Here is a 21,884-nt window from a genome sequence, read left to right as displayed (position 1 = left end):
CGGGGCCGGGGCCGGGGCCGGGGCCGGCGACGGGGGCGGACGCAGGGCCAGGAGCGGGCGCGGGGCCGGGCGTGGGCGCGGTGACGGGCGGATCACTGCTGTGCATGCGCCCAGCCTGCCCGGCCGGGGCCGCCCCGCGCAGCCGTACGAAGCCACAGTTGGACGAATGCACAAGGGAAACCCGCAGGTGGCGGCCGTTCCCCGGCGGTTCGGCGGGTGGAACTCCGGCCCGCTTGCCCCTGTACTGAGTCGATGAACACCGCACCGCGCCCGCTGCTGGACCGCTTCGGCAGGGTCCACACCGACCTGCGGGTCTCGCTCACCGACCGCTGCAACCTGCGCTGCACCTACTGCATGCCGGCCGAGGGCCTCGACTGGCTCCCCAAGGCCGAGGTGCTGAGCGACGACGAGGTGGTCCGGCTGGTCCGGATCGCCGTCGGGCGGCTGGGCATCACCTCGGTGCGGCTCACCGGCGGCGAACCGCTGCTACGGCGCGGGCTGCCGGCCCTGGTCGGCCGGATCACCGCGCTCGGGCCGGAGGTCTCGCTCACCACCAACGGCATCGGGCTGGCCCGGACCGCCGGCGCGCTCCACGAGGCCGGGCTGCACCGGGTCAACGTCAGCCTGGACACCCTGCGGCCCGAGCGCTACGCCGCGATCACCCGCCGGGACCGGATCGCCGACGTCTTCGCCGGCCTGGCCGCCGCGCAGGCCGCCGGGCTCGCACCGGTCAAGGTCAACGCGGTGCCGGTGCGCGGCGTCAACGACGACGAGATCCTCGACCTGGCCGCGTTCGCCGCCGGGCACGGCTACCGGATGCGGTTCATCGAGTCCATGCCGCTCGACGCCCAGGGCGCCTGGGACCGGAGCACGATGGTCACCGCCGACGAGATCCTCGCCGTGCTGGCCACCCGCTGGGACCTCGTCCCGGTCGGCCGGCACGGGAACGCCCCCGCCGAGGAGTGGCGGATCGCCGGCACCGACACCGTGATCGGCGTGATCGCCTCCGTCACCCGGCCGTTCTGCGGCGGCTGCGACCGCGTCCGGCTCACCGCCGACGGGCAGCTGCGCAACTGCCTCTTCGCGACCGAGGAGTCCGACCTGCGCGCGCTGCTGCGCGGCGGGGCCGACGACGACCGGATCGAGGAGGCGTGGCGCAACACCATCGCCCGCAAGGCCGCCGGCCACGCCATCAACTCGGCCGGCTTCGTGCAGCCGGACCGGCCGATGTCGGCGATCGGCGGCTGAGGCCCGGGCCCAGGGGGTGTCCACCGGGCTCAGCGGGTCTCCACGGCCCGCTCCGGGCGGGCGAAGTGGGCCCGGTAGGCGCGCGGGGTCATGCCGACGCGCCGGAGGAGGTGGCGGCGCAGCGAGTCGGGGCTGCCGAAGCCGGCCCGGTCGGCGACCAGGTCGACCGGGGAGTCGGTGGACTCCAGCAACTCCCGGGCGTGTTCGATCCGTTGGGTCAGCAGCCACTGCAGCGGCGTGGTGCCCGCCTCGGCCAGGAAGCGCCGGTTGAGGGTGCGGACGCTGACGCCCGCGTGCGCCGCGAGCGCGGTCAGCGTCAGCGGTTCGTGCAACCGCTCCAGCGCCCAGGCCCGGGTGGCGGCCAGGGAGGCGACGCCGTCCGGCGCGACCGGCGCGGGTGCCTGCTCCTGGCCGGCGTCCCGGACGGCCGAGACCACCGCGAGCCGCGCCACCGCGTTGGCCACCGCCGCGCCGTGGTCGCTGCGGACCATGTGCAGGCACAGGTCGATGCCGGCCGTCAGCCCGGCCGAGGTCAGCACCGGGCCGTCCTCCACGAAGAGCGCCCGCGGGCGGACCCGGACGGCCGGGAAGCGGTGCTCCAGCGCACCCGCCTGCACCCAGTACGTGGTCGCGTTGCGGCCGTCCAGCAGGCCGGCCTGGGCGAGGACGAACGCGCCGGTGCAGATCGACGCGATCCGCGCGCCCCGGGCGGCCGCCGCCCGCAGGGCCGTCAGCACCCGCTCGTCCGCGTCCGTGCGCGCGGCCGTGCCGGTCACCATCACGGTGTCCGCCTCCGCCAGCACCTCCAGCCCGTGCGGGACGACCACCTGAAGGCTCCCGGTGGAGTCGACCGGGCCGGGCACGGCGGTACAGATCCGCACCTCGTACGCGGGCCGGCCGTCCGCCTCGGCGGAGCCGAAGACCACGTCGGGGATGGCGAGGTCGAACGGGGTCACCGGTGCGACGGCGACCACCGCCACCAGGTGCGGCGTGCTGCGGGCGGGCATGGCCAGAACCTCCGGAAGCTTGGCAACCGGGGCGCTGTTCCGTGACGGCGCCCGGTCGGAGAGTGGGGCAACGGCGGCGCGCAGCCGGCGCCGCACACCCCACTCCCCGTCAACCCGGAGGAACGCCTTGTCCTTCCACGTCGTCACCGGTGCCGGACCGATCGGCACCGCCACCGCGCTGCGGCTCGCCGAGGCCGGCGAACGGGTCCGCCTGGTCACCCGGCGCGGCACCGGCCCCGAGCACCCCGGCATCGAGCGGGTCGCCGCCGACGCCACCGACGCCGACGGCCTCACCGCCCTCACCGCGGGCGCGGCCACCCTGGTCAACTGCGCCGCGCCGGCGTACCACCGCTGGCCGCAGGAGTTCCCGCCGCTCGCCGCCGCGCTGCTCACCACTGCCGAACGGACCGGCGCCGGGTACGTGATGCTCGGCAACCTCTACGGCTACGGGCCGGTGGACGGCCGGTACCACGAGCGGCTGCCGCTCGCCCCGACCACCCGCAAGGGCCGGGTGCGCGCCGCGCTCTGGTCGGACGCGCTGGCCGCCCACCGGGCCGGGCGGGTGCGCGCGACCGAGGTCCGGGCCAGCGACTTCCTCGGGGCGGGCGCCGGCTCGCCGTTCCAACTGGCGGCCGCCCCGGCCGTGGTGGCCGGCGCCCCGGCCGGTTACGCCGCCGACCTGGACGCGCCGCACAGCTGGTCGTACACCGGCGACGTGGCCGCCACCCTGATCGCGGCCGCCCGCTCCGACGCGTCCTGGGGCGAGGCCTGGCACGTGCCCAGCACCGGCGAGGTGCCGGCCCGGACGCTGGCCGCGGAGCTGGCCCGGGCGGCCGGTGCGCCCGCGCCGGAGCTGACCGCGCTGTCGCCGGAGGAGCTGGCGCGGGCGGGCGAGGCCGACGAGGTCCTCGCCGAGGTGGTCGAGATGGGGTACCTGTACTACCGCCCGCTGCTGCTCGACTCCACCCGCACCGAGGAGGTGCTGGGCGTGTCGGCCACCCCGCTGGACGCCGTCCTCGCCGAGACGGTGCGGTCCCTCCGGGGGTAGCGGGCGCGCCGGGTGTGAGCTTCGACATGCCCGGACGCTCCGCGACCGCGCCGCCTTGACGGGGTGGGGGGCGGCTGGTCTGCTGGTTCGCCGTCAGCCGCCCCCCACCCCGGGAGTCCGCCGTGCCCGCCCGTCGCGCCGCCGTGCCCGCCGCCGCCGTGTTCCTGATACCCGTCCTGGCGCTGGCCGGCTGCTCCGGGGCCGGGAAGCCCGCGCCCGGCGCCGCCGGGGCTGCCGCGGGCGGCGGTCCGGCCACCAGCCCGCTGCAGAACCCCGACGGGACCAGGCCCGGTCTGGCGCCGCTCACCTCGGCCGAGGACCGGAAGGCCGGCCGGGACCTCATCGCCAGGGTCGCCACCGCGCCCGCCGGCCCGAAGGACGGCTACGACCGCAACGAGTTCGGCCCGGCCTGGACGGACAACGTGGACGGCGTCCCGGGCGGCCACAACAACTGCGACACCCGCAACGACCTGCTGGCCCGCGACGGGCGGGCGGTGGAGCACAAGGACGGCTCCGGCTGCACCGTCACCGCGATGACCATCGACGACCCGTACACCGGCAAGACGATCCGGTGGAGCAAGCAGCAGGCCTCGAAGATCCAGATCGACCACGTGATGCCGCTCTCCTACGACTGGCAGATGGGCGCGTCCAGGTGGGACAAGGCCAAGCGCGTGCAGATCGCCAACGACCCGCTCAACCTCATCCCGGCCGACGGCTCGCAGAACGCCTCCAAGGGCGACTCCGGCCCGGCCGCCTGGCTGCCCGCCAACCCGGCCGTCCGGTGCGCCTACGCGGTGCGGTTCGCCCAGGTGTCGCTGAAGTACCAACTGCCGGTCGCCGAGGCCGACAAGACGGCGATGCTGCAGGAGTGCGGCGGTTGAGGAAACGTTTCACCACCCTTTGTCCGCATACGGAGCCCGGCGGGCGGCGGTGAGGTGGCGGGCGGTGCGACCGGTGTGATGACCGGGTGATATTCGTGTGCGGTGCATTCGATGATCACCCGGTTCTCCCGGCGCGCCCTGACCGCCGCCGTCGCCGCCACCGTCCTGGCCGGCTGCACCGGTTCGGCCGGTTCGACCGGTTCGACCGGCGCAGCCTCCGCTACGCCCTCGCCCGCCGCGACCGGCAGCCCGTCGTCGGCCCCGACCGCCACGCCCACCCCGACCCCGAAGCCCACCGGCGCGGCCGACCCGGCGCTCAAGGCGTTCTACGGGCAGCAGATCGCCTGGGCGCCGTGCGCCGACGACCCGAAGACCACGAAGGTCGACGAGTCCGTGGTGCAGTGCGCCACCCTCAAGGTGCCGCTGGACTACGCCGCCCCGGCCGGGGACGTCCTCGACGTCGCCGTCGTCCGCAACCCCGCCGTCAAGCAGGACCAGCGGGTCGGCTCCCTGCTGGTCAACCCCGGCGGGCCCGGCGGCTCCGGCGTCAACATGGTCGAACGGAACCCCGACGGCTGGGCCGGCCCGCTGCACGACCGCTTCGACATGGTCGGCTTCGACCCGCGCGGCGCCGGCCTGACCAGCCCGCTGAGCTGCCTGGACGACAAGGCCCGCGACGAGTGGATCACCACCGACGCCCCGGGCGCCGACCACGGCAAGGCGCTCGCCGACGCCTGCCAGGCCAAGTACGCCAAGGTGCTGCCCTTCGTCGGCACCCGCAACACCGCCCGCGACATGGACGTGCTGCGCGCCGCCCTGGGCGACCAGAAGCTCAACTACCTCGGCATGTCCTACGGCACCTACCTCGGCAGCCTCTACGCCGAGGAGTTCCCGGACCGGGTCGGCCGGCTCGTCCTGGACGGCGCCACCTCCCCGTCCACCTCGCTCGTCCAGCACAACATCGAGCAGTACGCCGGGTTCGAGCGCGCGCTCAAGGCCTTCGCCGCCGACTGCGTGACCAAGGACCCGTGCTCGCTCGGCAAGGACCCGGACAAGGCCGCGCAGAAGCTCGCCGGCTTCCTCGACGGCCTCAAGGAGCACCCGCTCAAGACCGCCAAGGGCCGCACCCTCACCGCCAACGCCGCCTGGACCGGCGTCCTCAGCACCCTCTACGGCGGCGAGAAGGCGTGGACCAACCTGCGCAACGTCCTCGCCTGGGCCATGCTCCGCGACAAGGGCGACTTCCTGCTCGACCTCGCCGACGGCTACAACGGCCGTGACGGGGACGGCAGGTACGGCGCCTCCGCGGACGCGTACACCGCCATCCACTGCGCCGACGGCGCCACCGACGCGCCCGCCGGCGAGCAGCTGCAGGCCGCGCTCACGGAGCTCGCCGCCAAGGCGCCGCTGGTCAGTGCGCACGAGCCGACGATGGCGCTGTTCGACCCGGACTGCCGGATCTGGCCGTTCCGCTCCGCCGAGAAGCCGCACGCGATCGCGTCCAGGAGCGACGCCACCATCGTCGTGGTCGGTTCGACCGGCGACCCGGCCACGCCGTACGCGTGGTCCGAGAAGCTCACCGCCGAGCTCGGCCACGCCGTGCTGCTCACCCGCGAGGGGGAGGGCCACACCGCGTACGGCAAGAGCACGTGCATCCGCGGTTCGGTCGACGCCTTCCTGGTGGACGGCACCGTGCCGGCCGCCGGGACGCGCTGCCCGTCGGACTGACCCGGACGGCACGGCAGGGGCGCACCGCGGTGGTCCGCGGTGCACCCCTGCCGGTGCGGGCGTCAGGCCGGTGCGGGCGTCAGGAGGAGGGCGCCTGGGTCAGGTCGTAGAAGGTGGCGGAGCCGACCGTCTTCGCGGTGTAGTGGCTCGCCACCCAGCTCTCGATCCGGGCGGTCTGCGTCTTCTGCGTCCCGCCGGTGGCGTTGGGCCCGGCCGCGCCGCGGGAGCCGCCGCCGATGAACCAGTGGATCCTGCCCTCCTGCACGTACTGCTGGAAGGCGCTCAGGCTGAGCGACGGGTCGGTGCCGTTGAAGCCGCCGAGTGCCATCACCGGGACGCCGGAGGCGAGTTGGTAGCTGGCGGCGTTCTGCGAGCCGCTGGTCGCGGCGGCCCAGGTGTAGCGGCCGGCGTCCTGCGCGAGGGCGGCGGCGGCCTCGTCGCTCACCCGGGCGCCGTTCAGCAGGCCGCCCATGCCGCCCGGGGCGCCGCCGCCCGGCATGCCGCCGAAGCCGCCGCGCCCGCCGCGGCCGTCGGTGCCGTTGCCGCCGGTTCGGCCGTCCTGGCCACCCTGGCCGCCCTGGCCACCGGGGAGCTGGCCGGGGGCGCCGCCCGGGATCTGACCGCCCAGCTGGCCGCCCGGCGCCCCGCCGGGTGCGCCGTTCTGGCCCGGCGCGACCGGCCGGCCGTTGACGAACAGCTCGCCACCCGCGGGGAACGGCCCGCCGCGCATCCCGCCCGGGCCCATGCCCCGCCCGCCCGCGACCGCCGGACCGGCCGTCACGATCGAGCCGGTGTGCGGCGTGTTCACGGTGTCCACCGCGTACGCCGCCGGTCCGCCGAGCGCCGCCGCCAGGCCCACCAGCCCGGCCACGGTGGCGAACCGCGCCCCCAGCCGCCCGGCCAGCAGCAGCGCCACCGCCGCCGCCAGCCCGCCGATGAGCACCGCCCAGCGCAGCCACGGCAGGAACTCCGCGCTCCGCCGGAGCAGCAGGTACGCCCAGACCGCCGTCACGGCCAGGGTGCCCGCCAGCAGCGCCGCGTACGGCAGCCGGTGCCGGGCCCGCCAGAGCCCGTCCACGCCCATGCCGACCAGCGCGGCCACCGCCGGGGCCAGCGCCACCGTGTAGTACTGGTGGAAGATGCCGGACATGAAGCTGAAGGTCAGCGCGGTGCAGACGAGCCAGCCGCCCCAGACCAGGAACGCCGCGCGGGCGGTGTCCGTCCGGGCGTGGCGGCGGGTGGCCCAGAGGCCGGCCAGCAGCAGGACCAGCGCGGCCGGCAGCAGCCAGGCGATCTGGCCGCCGATGTCCCCGTCGAACATCCGGGTGATGCCGGTCTCGCCCCAGCCGCCCATGCCCCGCCCGGCGCCGGCCGGGGCCTCGACCCCGGCCGGGAGCCTGCCGCCGCCGCCCACGCTGCCGGTCTCGTCGCCGTTGAGCCGGCCGAGGCCGTTGTAGCCGAAGGTGAGCGACAGGAAGCTGTTGTCCTGCGAACCGCCGACGTACGGCCGGGCCGAGGCGGGCACCAGCTCGACGATCGCGACCCACCAGCCGCCCGCGACCAGCATGGCCAGCCCGGCCAGCAGCAGCTGGCGCACCCGCCGCCAGAGGCCGGTCGGCGCGACCACCAGGTAGACCAGCGCGAAGGCCGGCAGGACCAGGAAGGCCTGGAGGGTCTTGGTGAGGAAGGCCAGCCCGAACATCACGCCGGTGAACACCAGCCACCGGGTGCCGGCCGCCTCGGTCGCCCGCACCAGCCCGTACGCGGCCAGCGTGAGCAGCAGCACCAGCAGCGCGTCCGGGTTGTTGAAGCGGAACATCAGCACCGCCACCGGGGTCAGCGCCAGCGCGCCGCCCGCCAGCAGGCCGGCGAGCGGCGAGAAGCGGCGGCGCACCGTCGCGTACAGGGTGGCCACGGTGGCGACCGCCATCAGCGCCTGCGGGGCCAGCACCGACCAGGAGGAGAGGCCGCAGACCCGCGCGGCCAGCGCCATCGGCCACAGCGACAGCGGCGGCTTGTCGACGGTGATGAAGTTCCCGGCGTCGGAGGAGCCGTAGAAGAACGCCTTCCAGCTCTGGCTGCCGGCCTGGACGGCCGCGGAGTAGAAGGAGTTGGCCCAGCCGGAGGCGCTCAGGCTCCAGAGGTAGAGGACGGCGGTCGCGGCCAGCATGGCCAGCAGTGCGGGCCGCACCCAGCGCGGGTCGTCGGCGCGGCCGCGCCAGGTGCGGGCCGGCAGGGTGCGCAGCCGCCCCGCCCAGGACCCCGGGCCCTTGGGGCCGGCGGGCGGCGGCGGGAACTCCGGGAAGAGCGGTCCGGCCGGCGCCGCCGGGTCCGCGGCTGCGCCCGGGGCCGGCTGCGGCACCTGCGGCGGCGGGTGGATCGCGGCCTCGGGCCACGGCTCGCCGGTCGGCGGGGGGAAGCTGGTCGTGGTCATGGACGTTACGCTCGGCCGTGCGGCTGAGAGGAGCGTGAGACGGGCCTGTGAGGGGCCTGTGATCTGCGGTCCGGGCCTCGCCGGTGCTTCCCCCGCCACCGTCACGCCGGCCCGCGCGGTGCTTCCCCGGGCCCCGTCACGCCGGCCCGCGCGGTGCTTCCCGGGGCCCCGTCACGCCGGCCCGCGCGGTGCTTCCCGGGGCCCCGACGGGCGGGGCCGGCCCTGCGGTTGCCGGCCGGGTCAGACGGCCTGGGGCATCGTCAGGTGCTTGCCCAGCCACTCCAGGGCCGGCGGGATCTCCCGGGTCCAGGTGTGGAAGTTGTGCCCGCCGCTGTCCAGGGTGATGGTGGAGAGCTTGGTGGGGGCCTTGAAGGACTTCACCATGTCCTGGGTGGCGGCGTAGTTGTTCTCGTCGTGCGCGGTGGCCAGCAGCAGCGAGACCGGTGCGGCCGGCTTGTTGTGCAGCCGCCACAGCAGGTCGTTCTCCTGCTTGAGCTGTCCGTTGCCGTCGAACAGGTCGCCGGTGGTCTCGTCGATCGGCGCGTTGTAGTAGCCGGAGAGCGAGACGGCGGCCTGGTAGGAGTCCGGCTTGCGCAGCGCGAACTTGAGCGCGCAGTAGCCGCCGGTCGAGTTGCCGATCACCGCACGGTTGGCCGGGTCGGTGCCGAGCCGGTAGGTGGTGGCGAGCGCCTTGGGCAGGTCGCTGGTGAAGAAGGTCTCCACCTGCGGTCCGTTCGGGACGTCCACGCACTCGGTGTCCCGGTTGCTGACCAGGGTCGGGCGCATCATGACCAGGACGGTCGGCGGGAGCTTCTTCTGCTCGATCGCCTCCAGGGTGGAGGCCGGGTACTTCATCAGCGAGATCAGCTTCTCCGGCGTGCCCGGGTAGCCGGCCAGCACCAGCGCCATCGGGAACCGCTGCTTCGCGTACTCCGGCTGGAAGTACTGCGGCGGCAGGTAGACGAACCCGTCGGTGCTCAGACCGCTGACGGCTCCTTTGACGGCGACCTTGTGGATCAGGCCGACGCGCTCCGGGTTCGAGCCCTGCTGGGCGTAGAACTTCTGCTCGCCGGTGATGGCGACGGCGGCGTTCGGCTGCTGGTCGACGACCGTGCCCGGGCCGCCGTTGGTGCCGAGCAGGTCGGTCCAGGAGCTGTAGAAGCCGAAGTAGCCGTTGGCGATCAGGCCCATCGCGACCAGGACGGAGACCTGGGTGGCGAGGAAGGCGCCGATCCGGCCGAGCCAGGCCTTCCAGGTCCTGCCGCCGAACCGCGGCCAGAGCCACATCGTGGCGGCGAAGACGCCGATCGCAAGGACGGAGGCGATGATCTGGAGGGGGAGTCCCGTAAGCCTGAGCACGAGCCCGATCTTAGGTGACCGTATGTTCGGCTCCGCGCGCCCCCGGGTGTGCCCCACCTGCGCTTCCGTACGCCTCTTGTACGCCAGGTTGACCGTGCCCCGTCGGCTCGGGATCATGTCCGCGGGGAGTGCACGGAGCGTGCATGGAAGATCACGGAGACCGCAGGCCACGGGGGCCGGGAGACGGGCGCGGACAGCCGGGATCGCACGGATCACACCAGGGGGAGCGGTATGAAGTCCTACACCAAGGCCGGCCTCGCGGCCGGCACCGCGCTGCTGCTGGCAGCGTGCTCCAGCGGGGGATCGGGGGGTTCGGACGCCTTCGGCTACGGGTCGGGGAAGTCCGGGGCGCCGTCCGCGACCACGACGCCCAGCCCGACGCCCACGCCGACACCGACACGGACCAGGCCGCCGTACGGCCCGATCCTGGCGGGCTACATCGACCCGGTCAGCGCCGCGCTCGGCAAGCTCAACGCCGCCGCGAGCCTGGACGCCTTCTCCACCGCGCTCCAGGAGGCCTCGACCGCCGCCTCCTCGGCCGGCAGCGGGCTCGGCCTCGCCGACGAGCCGGCCACCGTGAGCACCGCCCGGCGGCAGCTGGTGACCGCCCTGGGCCAGCTCTCCACCGACCTCACCAAGGTCCGCAACGACATCAAGAAGAAGAAGGTGTGCGCCACCACCTCGGCCTTCGCCGAGGTCGGCCAGTCCGAGGGCCTGAAGGCGGTGCCCGCGGCCCTCGCCCAGATGACCGCGGCCGGCTATCCGACCACCTTCGGCGTCCCGCAGGCCCCGCCGCTGCAGACCCGGGGCCTGGACAACGGCACCATGGTCCGCGAGGGCCGGCTCAGGGGCCACGGCGTGCTCAACGTCGACAACGGCGGCAGCGCCGACGCCGTGGTCTCGCTCGCCAAGGACGGCAAGTCGATCCACTCGGTCTACGTCGGCAAGGGCAAGAAGGCGTCCATCGAGGGCATCGAGGACGGCACCTACGAGGTCTTCTTCTCCGGCGGCGTCGACTGGGACCCGTCGCTGAAGGCGTTCACCCAGAACTGCGACTTCAGCAAGTTCGACGACACCATGGCGTACGAGACCGGCCGCACCTACACCTCCTGGTCGATCACCCTCCAGCCGACGGTCGGCGGCAACGCCAAGACCAGCGACGTGGACGAGGACAAGTTCCCGCAGCCGTAAGGGGTTTCGCGCACCGGTGCCGCCGGCCGGCGGGAACACCCTCGGGGGCCGACGGGGCGGGGATGCTGCCGACACGGGGCGGCAGCGTCCCCGCTTCCCCCGCCGCCGGGCGGGGCCCGGCGGGTTACAGGTACGTCTGCAGGGCCGCGTACACCCGGCGCCAGGCGTCGGCTCCCGCCTCGGGGTCGTAGTCCGCGGGGCGGTCGGAGCAGGCGAAGCCGTGGTGGGCGCCCGGGTAGGTGATGAACTCGTGCGGGACCTTGGCCTCGGTGAGGCGGTGCCCGGCCTGCTCCCACTCCTCGGCCGGGATGATGTGGTCGAGGTCGCCGCGGAAGCCCAGCAGGAAGGCGCCGTTGGCCGCGATCCGCTCGCTGGTCTCCAGCGGCGGGACCGGGCCGACCAGCGGGAACCCGCTGTTGAGCAGCCAGCCGGGGTAGAAGACGGCGGCCAGCTCGAAGCGCAGCTCGGTGGCGGCGCGCACCGCGACGTGCCCGCCCATGCTCAGGCCCAGGAACGCGACGCCGCGTCCGTTGGCCTCCGCGCGGGCGGTCGCGAGGGCGGCGCCGGCGTCCGCGACCAGTTCCTCGCGGTCGAGCGCGCGCATCAGCACCAGTCCGGCCTCGCGTTCCTCCGCCGAGTAGCCGAGCGCGGTGCGGCGGGCGTTGCGCCAGTAGTAGTCGGGTGCGACGGCGACGTAGCCGGCCTCCGCCAGTTCGGCGCAGGTGGCGCGGACGTACGCGTTCACGCCGTACAGCTCGGAGCAGACGACGACCGCGCCGCGCACCTCGCCCTCCTGCGGGCGGTGGATGTAGGCCTCGATGCCGCCCGGTTCGCCGAGTTCGGTCCACTGACCCGTCATCAATTCCCCCATGGTGTAGGACGGATGATTGCGGTCGCATCCTACGACGCGGCGGGGGCCGTTCCGGTCCGCGGAAACCGGTTGCCCGCCCGGCCGGGGTGTCCGCTAGGGTCCCCGTGCACCTCACCCGACTCGATCCGACCCGCGATCCGGCCCGACTCGGCCCGGCCCGGTCTGCGCTGCCGGCCGCCGCGGGGCCTGTGGGCCCCGAAAGGCGACGAACCGCATGCGCTTCCTCTCGGAGACGACCTCGAACGGCGTCTCGGAACGGCTCTTCGCCCTCGGTGACGTCCCCGGCGTGCTCTGGTCGCCCGCCGGGGCCACCGGGGGCCGCCCGCTGGTGCTCATGGGCCACGGCGGCGGCTGGCACAAACAGGCGCCGGGGCTGGTCGCGCGGGCCGGACGCCTCGCGGTGCAGTACGGCTTCGCGGTCGCAGCCATCGACGCGCCCGGGCACGGGGAGCGGCCGAAGTCCCCGCAGGACGAGCGGTTCCCCGCGGAGATCGGGGAGTTGCTGGCGACCGGCGAACCGGTCAGCCCGCAGGTCGCCCGCCACACCGCCGCCCTCGCGGAGCGGGCCGTCCCCGAGTGGCGGGCCGTACTGGACGCGCTCCAGGAGCTCGACGGCATCGGTGCGGACGGCCCGGTCGGCTACTGGGGCCTGTCGCTGGCCAGCGTGATCGGCATTCCGCTCGTCGCGGCCGAATCGCGGATCGGCGCTGCCGTGTTCGGCCTCGCCGGCCACGAGTCCCTGGCCGGGGCGGCGGCCGCGGTGACCGTCCCGGTCGCGTTCCTGCTGCAGTGGGACGACGAACTGGTGCCGCGCGAGGCCGGTTTGGCACTGTTCGACACCTTCGGCTCCCGGGAGAAGACGCTGCACGCCAACCCCGGTGGCCACCTGGAGCTGCCCGCGCACGAGGAGGAGGGCGCGGAAAGGTTCGTCCTCCGGCATCTCCTCGGGGCCGGATAGCCGGGGCGTCCGGCCGTTCCGCCGGCGCGTTAACGCGCGGTCAACGACCCTGCTGGGCGGGGGAGTTGCCCGGCTGTTAGGCGGGCGCTCCCGCCCGATCGGCCGTCAAGTGCCGGGAGGTGAGGGCGGAATCACGGGAACGAGTTCTGCAGGCATGGTTGACCGCATTGAAGTGGCCATGGCACTTTCGTGCGGCGCGGGCGTCCGCGACCGGTCGTACGCCCCGCAATCCCCCACAAGGAGAGCCATGTTCAAGAGACTTGCCGCCCTCGCCGGCGCAAGCGCAGTCGTCGCAGGCGGGTTGACCCTGGCCGCCACGCCTGCGCAGGCGGTCCAGGCCGGCGATCTGACCTCCACCATCGCGCTGAGCAACTGCTCGGCCTCGCTGGTGCGTTACCCCTCCTCGGTCGACACCGACCGGGCCATGATGCTCACCAACGGCCACTGCCTGCCGACCATGCCGGCCTCCGGGGTGGTCATCCAGAACCAGAGCGCCAGCCGCAGCGGCACGCTGCTCAGCTCCTCCGGTTCCTCGCTCGGCACCGTCCAGGCGGACAAGGTGCTGTACGCCACCATGACCGGCACCGACGTCGCGCTGTACCAGCTGACCGACACCTTCGGGTCGATCGGCAGCAAGTACGGCGCGACCGCCCTCACGATCAGCGACACGCACCCGGTCGACGGCTCGGCGATGTACATACCCTCGTCGTACTGGAAGCAGGTGTGGAACTGCTCGATCAACGGGTTCGTCCCCACCCTGCGCGAGGACGAGTGGACCTGGCACGACTCGCTCCGCTACAGCGCCGGCTGCAACACCACGCACGGCACCTCCGGTTCGCCGATCGTCGACGCCGCGACGAAGAAGATCGTCGGCATCAACAACACCGGTAACGACGACGGCCAGATGTGCACCCTCAACAACCCGTGCGAGGTGGCGGCCGACGGCACCACCAAGGCCACCAAGGGCCAGAGCTACGGCGAGGAGACCTACTGGTTCACCACCTGCCTCGGCAACGGCCGCGTCATCGACCTCAACGTCAGCGGCTGCCTGCTCACCAAGCCCGCCGGCAGCGGCGCCGTCTCCGTGACCAACCCGGGCAACCAGACCACCACGGTGAACGGTTCGGTCAGCCTGCAGATCTCGGCGAGCGGCGGCACCGCCCCGCTGACCTACTCGGCCGCCGGGCTGCCGGCCGGGCTCTCCATCAACGCGTCCACCGGCCTGATCACCGGCACCGCGACCACCGTCGGCACGTCCAACGTGACGGTCACGGTCAAGGACTCGGCGGGCAAGACGGCGACCGCCGCCTTCGCCTGGACGGTCAACGGCGGCGGCGGCCAGTGCACCCCGGCCCAGCTGCTCGGCAACGCCGGCTTCGAGACCGGCTCCGCCGCGCCGTGGACGGCGACCAGCGGCGTCGTGGACAACAGCTCCTCGCAGGCCGCGCACGGCGGCTCGTGGAAGGCGTGGCTGAACGGCTACGGCTCGACCCACTCGGACACCCTGTCCCAGACGGTGAGCATCCCGGCGGGCTGCAAGGCCACCCTGAGCTTCTACCTGCACATCGACACGGCGGAGTCCGGCTCGACGGCGTACGACAAGCTGGCCGTGACGGTCAACGGCACCGCGCTGAAGACCTACTCCAACGTGGACGCGGCCGCCGGCTACCAGCTGCGCACCTTCGACCTGTCGGCCTACGCGGGCCAGTCGGTGACCGTGAAGTTCGCGGGCAGCGAGGACTCCTCGCTGCAGACGAGCTTCGTCATCGACGACACCTCGGTCCAGACCGGCTGACGGTCGGATCGTAGCCGCCGGAGTGGGACGTCGGTCCGGCCGACTTCCCACTCCGGCGCTGCGGTGGGCCCCGGCGGTCCGGCGCTCAGAGCCCCTGCGGGTGCCGGGAGAGCCAGTCGGTGTGCCGTTCGCGGAGCCGGTCGCGCTCCTCCGGGGTGGTCAGCAGCACGTCGGCACCGCCGTCATAGGGGAGGTGGATGCGGTCGAACCGGGTGTCGGAGATGAGGACGTCCGCGACGGCGTGATCCGCCACCGCGCGCAGCAGGCGGTCCAGGGAGCCCCGGTGCCAGGGCCGGCGGTCGACGAAGAGGTGCTTGTGGATGCGGAACCTCGGGTCCGGGTCGTCCTGGAACAGGAGCGTCTGCCAGTGCGGCGCGCGGGGGCGGCGGCGCGGGAGAGCCGGAGTCTTCGACCACCGGGAGGTGACGACGAGGATCTCGCGACCGGCGAACAACTCGTCCAGCACGGTGTTGTAGCGCTCCAGGACGATCGCGTACTCGTCCTCACCGTCGGGGTAGCGCTTGGACCCGGGGAGGCTGTGGAAGCGCACCCACACCTCCCAGTACGGGTTGCTGACCATGTGCCCGATCGGCGGCGCGGCGGGCCGGCGCTGCTCCCAGAGCGCGGTCAGCTCCGGCTGGGCGTCGTGGAGGAGCTGGGGGAGGTTCACGCCGCACCGACCCGGAACGAGGCACCGGGCGCCGCGTACTCCACCGGGCCGCCGAACCGCTCCGCGGCCCGCGCCACGGCCGACGCCGGGGTGAGTTCCCGCCCGACGTGGGTGACGACCAGCCGGGCCGCCCCGGCCGCGCGGGCGGTGTCGCCGGCGTCCTCGGGCGTGTGGTGGACCGGGTCCTGCTCCGGCCCGGCGTAGCCCGCCTCGCAGAGCAGCACGTCGCAGCCGGACGCCAGCTCGGTGAGGGCGGCGCACGGCGCGGTGTCCCCGGAGTAGACGAGCGTCCGCCCGGCCGCGTCCGCCACCCGCAGCGCGAAGGCCGGGATGCCGTGCGCCACCGCGCGGCCGGTGAGCGTCAGCGCGCCGATGCGGGCCACCTGCCCGTCGTGCAACTCCTCGACGGCGAACACGGATTCGACCGGACTGCGGTCGGGCCCGTTGGTGAGGAAGTGCGCCAGCCGGTCGGCCGTCCCCGGCGGCCCGTACAGGGGGACCGGCGCGTCGAGCCGGATGTCCGCGTAGCGCAGGCCGTAGTAGGCGGTCAGCAGGTCGGCACTGTGGTCGGCGTGCAGGTGCGAGATCCAGATCGCGTCCAACTCCCCGAGCCCGACGTGCCGTTGCAGCTGCGCCAGCGTCCCGGTGCCCGCATCGACCCACACCCGGGCGCCGCCGCCGGTGACGAGGTAGCCCGAACACGGGTTGTCCACGGCCGGATAGGGCGTGGCGCTGCCCAGAACGCCGAGCTGCAGAGAATCGTCGGTCACCCGGCGAGTCTAGTGAGGCGGGCCGGAACCGCCGGCGGAATTCCTCGTCCGGGGGCTGCCACATGACGCGCAGGCGGCGGCGTTAGAAGGGCATGGAGCAAATACCGAGTGCGGAGCCGCCGGCCGGGGCGGCGCCGCCCGATTTCCCGGCCTTCGCGGCGTCGCGGGGGCGGCATCTGTTACGCACGGCATTCCTGCTGACCGGCGGCGACGCGCACCTGGCGGAGGACCTCGTCCAGGAGGCGTTGGGGCGGGTCTTCGTGAAGTGGCGGCGGATCTCGCGGCTCGCGAACCCGAGCGGCTACGCGCAGACCGTGCTGGTCAACACCTTCCTCTCCCACCGGCGGCGGCGCAGCAGTTCGGAGCGGGTGACGGACGTGCTGCCCGAGGTGGCCGTGGACGGTCCCGATCCGGCGTTGCGGCTGACGCTGCTCCGGGCGCTCGGTGAGATGCCGGCGCAGGACCGCGCGGTGCTGGTGCTGCGGTTCTGGGAGGACCGCAGCGTCGAGGAGACGGCCGCCGCGCTGCGGTTGAGCAGTACGGCGGTGCGCTCGCGCAGCAGCCGGGCGCTGGCACGGATGCGGGCCACGCTCGGCGACGACCTCGTGAACGAACCGACCACCGAGAGGGCGGTACTTCGCCATGCCCGTTGAGAACGACTTCGAGGGCGGTTTCGCCCTGGCCCTGCGCGGCGCGGCCGAACTGGCGCCGGAACCGGTGCTGCATGCGCTCGCAGCCGGTGCCGAACGGCGCGGGCGGCGACGGCGGAACCAGCGGCGGGCGGTCCTGGCCGGCGGGCTGGCGGCGCTGGTGCTGGCCACCGGGAGCCTCGCGGCGTTCGGGGGCGGGGTGGGGGCGGTGTTGCCGGCCGACGACCCGGCCCGGCAGATGTCCGCCGAGGAGGCGGTGCAGCTGACCAGGGGGCTGCTGCCACCGGGGTCGGTCCGGGAGCTCTACGCCGAGACACCGGGGGTGCCCGGGCCGACCGGGGACAAGTACCGGACCCGCCTCGCACTGGCCTTCGACGACGGCAAGGGCGAGAGCATCCTGATCTTCACCGTCGACCGCACCGAGCTGACGCCGGACGCGGCCGCCGTCTGCCTGGACCCGTTCAACACGCCGAAGGACTCCTGCGACCGGACGGCGGCCCCCGACGGTTCCGTCGTGGTGGTCGACAAGCTGCGGGACCGGTCCGTCGAGAGCGCCCGGGAATGGCGGGCGACCTGGGCGGCGGCGGACGGCCGCCGGGTCGAGGTCATCGAGTACAACGGCCAGAGCGGGCAGCCGGACCGGGAGAACCCGCCGCTGGACGCCGACCAGCTGCGCGCGCTGGTGAGCGCGCCGGCCTGGGACCAGGTCCTCGACGCGCTGCCGAGGCGGGCCAACCCGCCGAAGGCCTCCGCGCCGGCGTCGCCGAGCGCCGAACCGACCGCGCCGGCGGCCGAGGTCCTCGCCCGCCTGGTCCCGCTGCTTCCGCCGGGGACGACCCACTCCGAGGTGAAGGGCGGGGGCACCGCCAACCTGTCGGTGACGTCCGAGGACCGCACCAGCCTGCTGTCGGTGACCGTGGAAGCGCCCGGTGCCAGGGGGCTGCAGGACAAGCAGTACGCCGAGTCGGAGGGCTCGGCCGGCTCGCTGGCGGTGCGGGAGCGGATGGCCGACGGCAGCACCGTGGTCGTCAACCAGTTCGGCAACGGCAAGACCGCCACCACCCCGGTCCTGCACTGGTCGGCGGCGGTCTACTATCCGGACGGCCGGAAGGTCGAGATCTTCGAGCAGAACGGCGAGAACGGCTACACCGCCCGGCCGGGCACCCCCGCCCTGAGCCTGGAGCAGCTCAAGGCCATCGTCACCGCGCCGTCCTGGCGGTCCTGACCGGCCGGGCCGCGCGCCGCCGCACCGGGGACGGCGGCGCGCGGCCCCCGGTCGGCGCCTACCGGCCGCCGTCGGCGAGCGCTGCCGTGACGGCGGCCTCGGCGTGCAGGCGGGCGGTCGGGAAGAGCGGGACCGGGCTGTCCGCGTCGCCGACGAGCAGCTCGATCTCGGTGCAGCCGAGGATCACGCCCTCGGCGCCGGCGGCGACCAGCTGCCCGATCACCCGCCGGTACGCCGCCCGTGACTCCTCGCGGACGACGCCCTGGCAGAGCTCCTCGTAGATCACCCGGTGCACCTCGGCGCGGCCGTCCGCATCGGGGACGAGGACGGTGAGCCCGTTGGCGGCCAAGCGGCCGCGGTAGAAGTCCTGTTCCATGGTGAACGCGGTGCCGAGCAGGCCGACCGTGCGCAGTCCGGCGGCGCGGACGGCGTCGGCGGTGGCGTCGGCGAGGTGCAGCAGAGGGACGGAGACGGCGGCCTCGATCGTGCCGGCCACCTTGTGCATGGTGTTGGTGCAGAGCAGGAGCAGTTCGGCGCCGGCCGCCTCCAGCGAGCGGGCCGCGTCGGCGAGGACCGCGCCGGCCTCGTCCCAGCGGCCTTCGGCCTGGAACTGCTCGATGGTGGCGAAGTCGACGGAGTGGAGCACCAGTCGGGCGGAGTGCAGGCCGCCGAGCCGCTCACGGGTGAGCTGGTTGAGGGTGCGGTAGTACTCGGCGGTGGACTCCCAGCTCATGCCGCCGATCAGGCCCAGGGTCTTCATGGGCACATATAAACACGGCTAAGTGGTATCGGCAAAGCTATAAGGATGACTTTGTCCTCCTATTCTGAGGGGCGTGATAGGGGAACACGTGACACGGGAACGGCTGGCAGGCGTCGCACGGGCGGCCTTCGGCGGCGGGCGACGGCTGGACGCCGTCGAACGGCTGCGCGGCGGGAGCAAGAAGGGCGTCCACCGGCTCGCGTTCGACGACGGCGGGACGGCGGTCGTCTACGTGTGGAGCGCGGGCGAGAACTACTGGCCCGGCGCCCGGGCCGAGGGCGACGACACCGACCCGCTGGCGCACGCCTCCGGGCTCGGCCTGTTCGAGGCGGCACACCGCCGGCTGACCGCCCTCGGCGTGCGGACGCCCCGCGTCCACCTGCTCGACCGGAGCGGACGACACCTCCCGGCGGACGTCGCCGTGGTCGAGGACGTCCCCGGGGAGAACCTCGAAGCGCTGCTCGACCGCGACCCCGACGCGGCCCGGCCCGTCCTCGCCCGGCTCGCCGCGACCCTCGACGTGCTGCGGCGGCACGGCGACGCACCGGCCTACGGGAAGCTCGCCCTGCTCGACAACGGCGGTACGTCACAGGGCCGTTCGTGCGAACAGCTGATCCGCGACCGGGCCCTCGCCGACCTCGCCGAGGCCGCCGCCCGCGACCCCCGGATCGCCGCCGCCCGCGAACGCCTCGCGGACCTGCTGGACGCGCGGTACACGGCGGTCCGGCCGCGCACCCGCTACGGCCTGGTGCACGGCGAACTCGGGCCCGACCACGTCCTGGTGGACGCGGCCGGCGAACCGGTGCTGATCGACATCGAGGGCCTGATGCACTTCGACCCCGAATGGGAGCACGCCTTCCTCCGGATCCGCTTCGGCTCCCACTACCCCCTGCTGCACACCGGGACCTCCGAGCCCCTCGACCCCCACCGCCTCGCCCTCCACGCCCTCGCCCAGCGCCTCTCCCTCGTCGCCGGCCCGCTGCGCCTGCTCGACGGCGACTTCCCGCACCGCGAGGCGATGCGGGCCATCGCCGAGCACAACCTGCACGAGGCGCTGGCCCTGGCCGGGCAGGGGGCGCCCCGGTGACGGGCGAAGGTCAGTCGGTGGCCCTCGGATGCCCGGTCCCGGCGTAGACGATCCAGACGGTGCGGTCGGCGGCGTCGACCGGGTACCGGATGCGTCCGCCGCCGGTGACCTCGAACTGGCACGCTCGGCAGCGGCACCTTCAAGGGCCGGGAGCCGGAACGCCGGTCCGCCGGACGGACCCTACGGGGTCGTGCGGGGGATCTGGTGCTGCCAGTCGTGGGTGAAGACCGGGGTGCCGGCTTCGAGGGCGGTGAGGCGGGTGCGGGCGAGGAAGTGGGTGGGGGTGCAGCGGAGTTCGGTGCGGGTCTGGACGGTGATGTCCCAGCCGATGCCGGGGCGTTCCAGGCGGACGGTGCGGTCGGTGCGGGCCTGGGCGCTGGTCGGGGTGGCGCTGAGGATCCGGTAGGCGGTGACGGTGTGCTCGTCGCGGACCAGGCCGTCGGGGTGGGTGCGGGTGCCGTCGGTCGCGGGGGAGAGCTCGGTGCGCCACTCGTGGCGGGCGATGTCGTGGACGGTGAGGCGCTCCGGGCGGGCGGTGAGCGGTTCGGTGACGTGCACGGGGGGCGGGAGCGGGAGGGTGGGGGAGGCGAAGGTGATCGGGGCGGCGCCGACGTCGGCCGCGAGGTGGCGGACGGGGAGGGCGAGGGTGCTGTGGGAGGGGTCGAGGGCGAAGCCGGCGGTGTCGGCGTCGGGCCAGATCCACGGCCAGTAGGTGGAGGAGAGGGCGAGCCGGAGCCGGTGGCCGGTCGGGACGGTGTGGCCGATGGCGGCCAGCTCGACGGTGGCGTCCGCGGCCGCCGTGCCGGAGCCCGGCGTGACCAGGGCGCCGCGGGTGACCAGGGTGGAGGTGCCGTCGGGGGCGACGTCGCAGAGGCGGGCGACGACCAGGCCGGGGGTGTCCGGGGGGCGCAGCCGGAGCCGGAGGGACGCGGCGCCGAGGACTTCGAGCGGTTCCGGCAGCGGCAGCGAGTCGAAGCAGACCGAGCGCCCGTCCTCCTCGCGCTGGTCGGGCGGCTGGTCGGCGGGGCGGCCGAGCGGGACGTACGCGCCTGCGTTGAGGCCGGTGTGCTGGGGGGAGCGGACCTGCACGTAGCGGTCGTCGGAGGCGGTGCCGGCGGTACGCAGCGGGCCGTCGAGGCCGTAGTGGATGTCCCGGACGTCGGGTGAGGGCCAGGCCTCCTCGCCGGCCCAGCGGGTGCTGATCCAGCTGCGCAGGACGGGGGTCTTGAGGGCGCCGGTGTCGATGTCCCGGAGCCAGTGGTCCCACCAGCGGAGCGTCTCGGGGAGGATCTCGTCGGGCAGGCCGTGCGGCCAGGGGCCGAGGACGGCGCGGACCGGGACGGCGCCGGAGGTGAGCAGCCGGAGCAGCAGTGAGCAGGACGGGTCGCCCCAGCCGGCCACGGCGAGGGTGGGGACGGCGGCGCTGTCCGGCGGGTCGGTGGGCGGGGTGCCGGCGAGCCAGCCGGGGAACGCGGGTTCCAGGGCGGCCAGCCGTTCCTGCCAGCGGGCGCGCCAGTCGTCGCCGAGGTACTGCGGGTCCGGCGGGCGGGCCGCGTCGGCGAGCCGGGCGGTGGCGCGGGCGTGCAGCTCGGCGGCGAGGACGGCGCCGCCGGGGCGCAGGCCGCCCTCGGGGCAGGCGGTGACCACGGCCCGGACGGTGCCGGGGGCGTGGGCGGCCAGCCGGAGGGCGGTGGCGCCGGCCGGTCCGGTGCCGAGCAGGCCGGTCCGGCCGTTGCACCAGGGCCGGGCGGCGAGCCAGGCGATCACCTCGGCCCCGTCCGTGAGCGCGGTGGCCTCGTCGGGGGTGTCCCCGGGGGTGCCGGCGGAGTTGCCGTGGCCGCGCTGGTCGACCCGGACGGCGGCGTAGCCGTGCCCGGCGTACCAGGGGTGGCGGCGGGCGTCCTCGGCGGCGGTCCAGTCGGTGAGCCGGCCGGCGGAGTACTCGACCACGGCGGGGACGGGCTCGTCGGTCACCGGGCGCCAGATCCGGGCGGCCAGCCCGGTGCCGTCGGGCAGGGGGACGCGCACGTCCTCGCGGGTGGTGCGGTAGGGGTACGGCGACGGCATGGCGGCTCCCTGCGGTCCCGCTCGGAGTGCTGGTGAGTGCCGGTCGAGTGAGCCGCGGTGCGGACGGGCCCCGCCCTGCGGGCGGGCCCTGAAGGCGGCTCAGCGCAGGGTCACCGCACGAGAGCCGCGTCGCTC

General features: G+C 74.5%; 18 protein-coding genes. 10 read left to right on the top strand and 8 right to left on the bottom strand.

Features of this window, described 5'->3' with window-relative positions:
- Positions 1 to 252: 252 nt before the first annotated feature.
- Positions 253 to 1,248 carry a GTP 3',8-cyclase MoaA gene (gene moaA, locus ABZ885_RS18860; protein ID WP_360189420.1) on the top strand — a complete coding sequence of 332 codons (996 nt, stop codon included), beginning with the start codon at positions 253 to 255 and terminating at the stop codon, positions 1,246 to 1,248.
- A 29-nt stretch (positions 1,249 to 1,277) separates the two neighbouring features.
- Here moaA and ABZ885_RS18855 read toward each other — a convergent pair whose 3' ends face one another.
- Entirely contained in the window at positions 1,278 to 2,255 is a 978-nt protein-coding gene (locus ABZ885_RS18855; protein WP_360189417.1) for a helix-turn-helix domain-containing protein, read from the bottom strand.
- A gap of 127 nt (positions 2,256 to 2,382) precedes the next feature.
- Between ABZ885_RS18855 and ABZ885_RS18850 the strand changes: the two genes are divergently transcribed.
- The 3 genes from ABZ885_RS18850 to ABZ885_RS18840 all read left to right on the top strand — a co-directional run bounded on the left by ABZ885_RS18850 (position 2,383) and on the right by ABZ885_RS18840 (position 5,912).
- Positions 2,383 to 3,303: an NAD-dependent epimerase/dehydratase family protein gene (locus ABZ885_RS18850; protein ID WP_360189414.1), complete on the top strand. Its 921-nt coding sequence runs from the start codon at positions 2,383 to 2,385 to the stop codon at positions 3,301 to 3,303.
- A 122-nt stretch (positions 3,304 to 3,425) separates the two neighbouring features.
- A complete protein-coding gene (locus ABZ885_RS18845; protein WP_360189411.1) occupies positions 3,426 to 4,184 on the top strand; it encodes an HNH endonuclease family protein in 759 nt (252 codons plus the stop codon).
- A 111-nt stretch (positions 4,185 to 4,295) separates the two neighbouring features.
- Positions 4,296 to 5,912 carry an alpha/beta hydrolase gene (locus ABZ885_RS18840; protein WP_360189408.1) on the top strand — a complete coding sequence of 539 codons (1,617 nt, stop codon included), beginning with the start codon at positions 4,296 to 4,298 and terminating at the stop codon, positions 5,910 to 5,912.
- A 79-nt stretch (positions 5,913 to 5,991) separates the two neighbouring features.
- Here the strand turns inward: ABZ885_RS18840 and ABZ885_RS18835 are convergent, their stop codons facing one another.
- Positions 5,992 to 8,346, bottom strand: a complete 2,355-nt coding sequence (locus ABZ885_RS18835) for a glycosyltransferase family 39 protein (protein ID WP_360189405.1) — start codon at positions 8,344 to 8,346, stop codon at positions 5,992 to 5,994.
- A 240-nt stretch (positions 8,347 to 8,586) separates the two neighbouring features.
- On the bottom strand, positions 8,587 to 9,705 hold the full coding sequence (locus tag ABZ885_RS18830; RefSeq protein ID WP_360189402.1) for an alpha/beta hydrolase-fold protein: 1,119 nt from the start codon (positions 9,703 to 9,705) through the stop codon (positions 8,587 to 8,589).
- 231 nt (positions 9,706 to 9,936) lie between these two features.
- Between ABZ885_RS18830 and ABZ885_RS18825 the strand changes: the two genes are divergently transcribed.
- A complete protein-coding gene (locus ABZ885_RS18825; protein ID WP_360189399.1) occupies positions 9,937 to 10,896 on the top strand; it encodes a hypothetical protein in 960 nt (319 codons plus the stop codon).
- A 124-nt stretch (positions 10,897 to 11,020) separates the two neighbouring features.
- Here ABZ885_RS18825 and ABZ885_RS18820 read toward each other — a convergent pair whose 3' ends face one another.
- Positions 11,021 to 11,755 (bottom strand): dienelactone hydrolase family protein, encoded by a 735-nt coding sequence (locus ABZ885_RS18820; RefSeq protein ID WP_360189396.1) that lies wholly within the window; start codon positions 11,753 to 11,755, stop codon positions 11,021 to 11,023.
- 226 nt (positions 11,756 to 11,981) lie between these two features.
- Here ABZ885_RS18820 and ABZ885_RS18815 point away from each other — a divergent pair, with 226 nt between their 5' ends.
- Together ABZ885_RS18815 and ABZ885_RS18810 are read left to right on the top strand one after the other, a co-directional pair.
- Positions 11,982 to 12,725 carry an alpha/beta hydrolase gene (locus ABZ885_RS18815; protein WP_360189393.1) on the top strand — a complete coding sequence of 248 codons (744 nt, stop codon included), beginning with the start codon at positions 11,982 to 11,984 and terminating at the stop codon, positions 12,723 to 12,725.
- Positions 12,726 to 12,972: 247 nt separating this feature from the next.
- On the top strand, positions 12,973 to 14,520 hold the full coding sequence (locus tag ABZ885_RS18810) for a putative Ig domain-containing protein (RefSeq protein ID WP_360189390.1): 1,548 nt from the start codon (positions 12,973 to 12,975) through the stop codon (positions 14,518 to 14,520).
- Between the two features lie 85 nt (positions 14,521 to 14,605).
- On the opposite strand, the gene ABZ885_RS18805 is transcribed toward ABZ885_RS18810, so the two are convergent.
- Both ABZ885_RS18805 and ABZ885_RS18800 read right to left on the bottom strand, forming a co-directional pair.
- Positions 14,606 to 15,190 (bottom strand): hypothetical protein, encoded by a 585-nt coding sequence (locus ABZ885_RS18805; protein WP_360189387.1) that lies wholly within the window; start codon positions 15,188 to 15,190, stop codon positions 14,606 to 14,608.
- Positions 15,187 to 15,960 carry an MBL fold metallo-hydrolase gene (locus ABZ885_RS18800; protein WP_360189384.1) on the bottom strand — a complete coding sequence of 258 codons (774 nt, stop codon included), beginning with the start codon at positions 15,958 to 15,960 and terminating at the stop codon, positions 15,187 to 15,189. Before ABZ885_RS18800 ends, ABZ885_RS18805 begins: the two co-directional genes overlap by 4 nt.
- A 92-nt stretch (positions 15,961 to 16,052) precedes the next feature.
- Here ABZ885_RS18800 and ABZ885_RS18795 point away from each other — a divergent pair, with 92 nt between their 5' ends.
- The gene (locus ABZ885_RS18795; RefSeq protein WP_360189381.1) at positions 16,053 to 16,613 is read left to right on the top strand and encodes a SigE family RNA polymerase sigma factor; all 561 of its coding nucleotides are present in this window, start codon (positions 16,053 to 16,055) and stop codon (positions 16,611 to 16,613) included.
- Complete coding sequence (locus ABZ885_RS18790) at positions 16,603 to 17,835, top strand: hypothetical protein (protein WP_360189378.1); 1,233 nt, start codon at positions 16,603 to 16,605, stop codon at positions 17,833 to 17,835. Before ABZ885_RS18795 ends, ABZ885_RS18790 begins: the two co-directional genes overlap by 11 nt.
- A gap of 58 nt (positions 17,836 to 17,893) precedes the next feature.
- Here the strand turns inward: ABZ885_RS18790 and ABZ885_RS18785 are convergent, their stop codons facing one another.
- The gene (locus ABZ885_RS18785; RefSeq protein WP_360189375.1) at positions 17,894 to 18,595 is read right to left on the bottom strand and encodes an aspartate/glutamate racemase family protein; all 702 of its coding nucleotides are present in this window, start codon (positions 18,593 to 18,595) and stop codon (positions 17,894 to 17,896) included.
- An 88-nt stretch (positions 18,596 to 18,683) separates the two neighbouring features.
- On the opposite strand from ABZ885_RS18785, the gene ABZ885_RS18780 reads away from it, so the two are divergent.
- Positions 18,684 to 19,682, top strand: a complete 999-nt coding sequence (locus tag ABZ885_RS18780) for a phosphotransferase (RefSeq protein WP_360189373.1) — start codon at positions 18,684 to 18,686, stop codon at positions 19,680 to 19,682.
- Positions 19,683 to 19,862: 180 nt separating this feature from the next.
- Here ABZ885_RS18780 and ABZ885_RS18775 read toward each other — a convergent pair whose 3' ends face one another.
- The gene (locus ABZ885_RS18775; protein ID WP_360189370.1) at positions 19,863 to 21,749 is read right to left on the bottom strand and encodes a CocE/NonD family hydrolase; all 1,887 of its coding nucleotides are present in this window, start codon (positions 21,747 to 21,749) and stop codon (positions 19,863 to 19,865) included.
- Positions 21,750 to 21,884: the final 135 nt, after the last annotated feature.

Origin of the sequence: Kitasatospora sp. NPDC047058, from assembly GCF_040643935.1 — a bacterium.
In the GTDB taxonomy this organism is placed as follows: domain Bacteria; phylum Actinomycetota; class Actinomycetes; order Streptomycetales; family Streptomycetaceae; genus Kitasatospora.
Note: the sequence above shows the minus strand (reverse complement) of the source record. Positions and strands in the feature narration are given on the sequence as shown.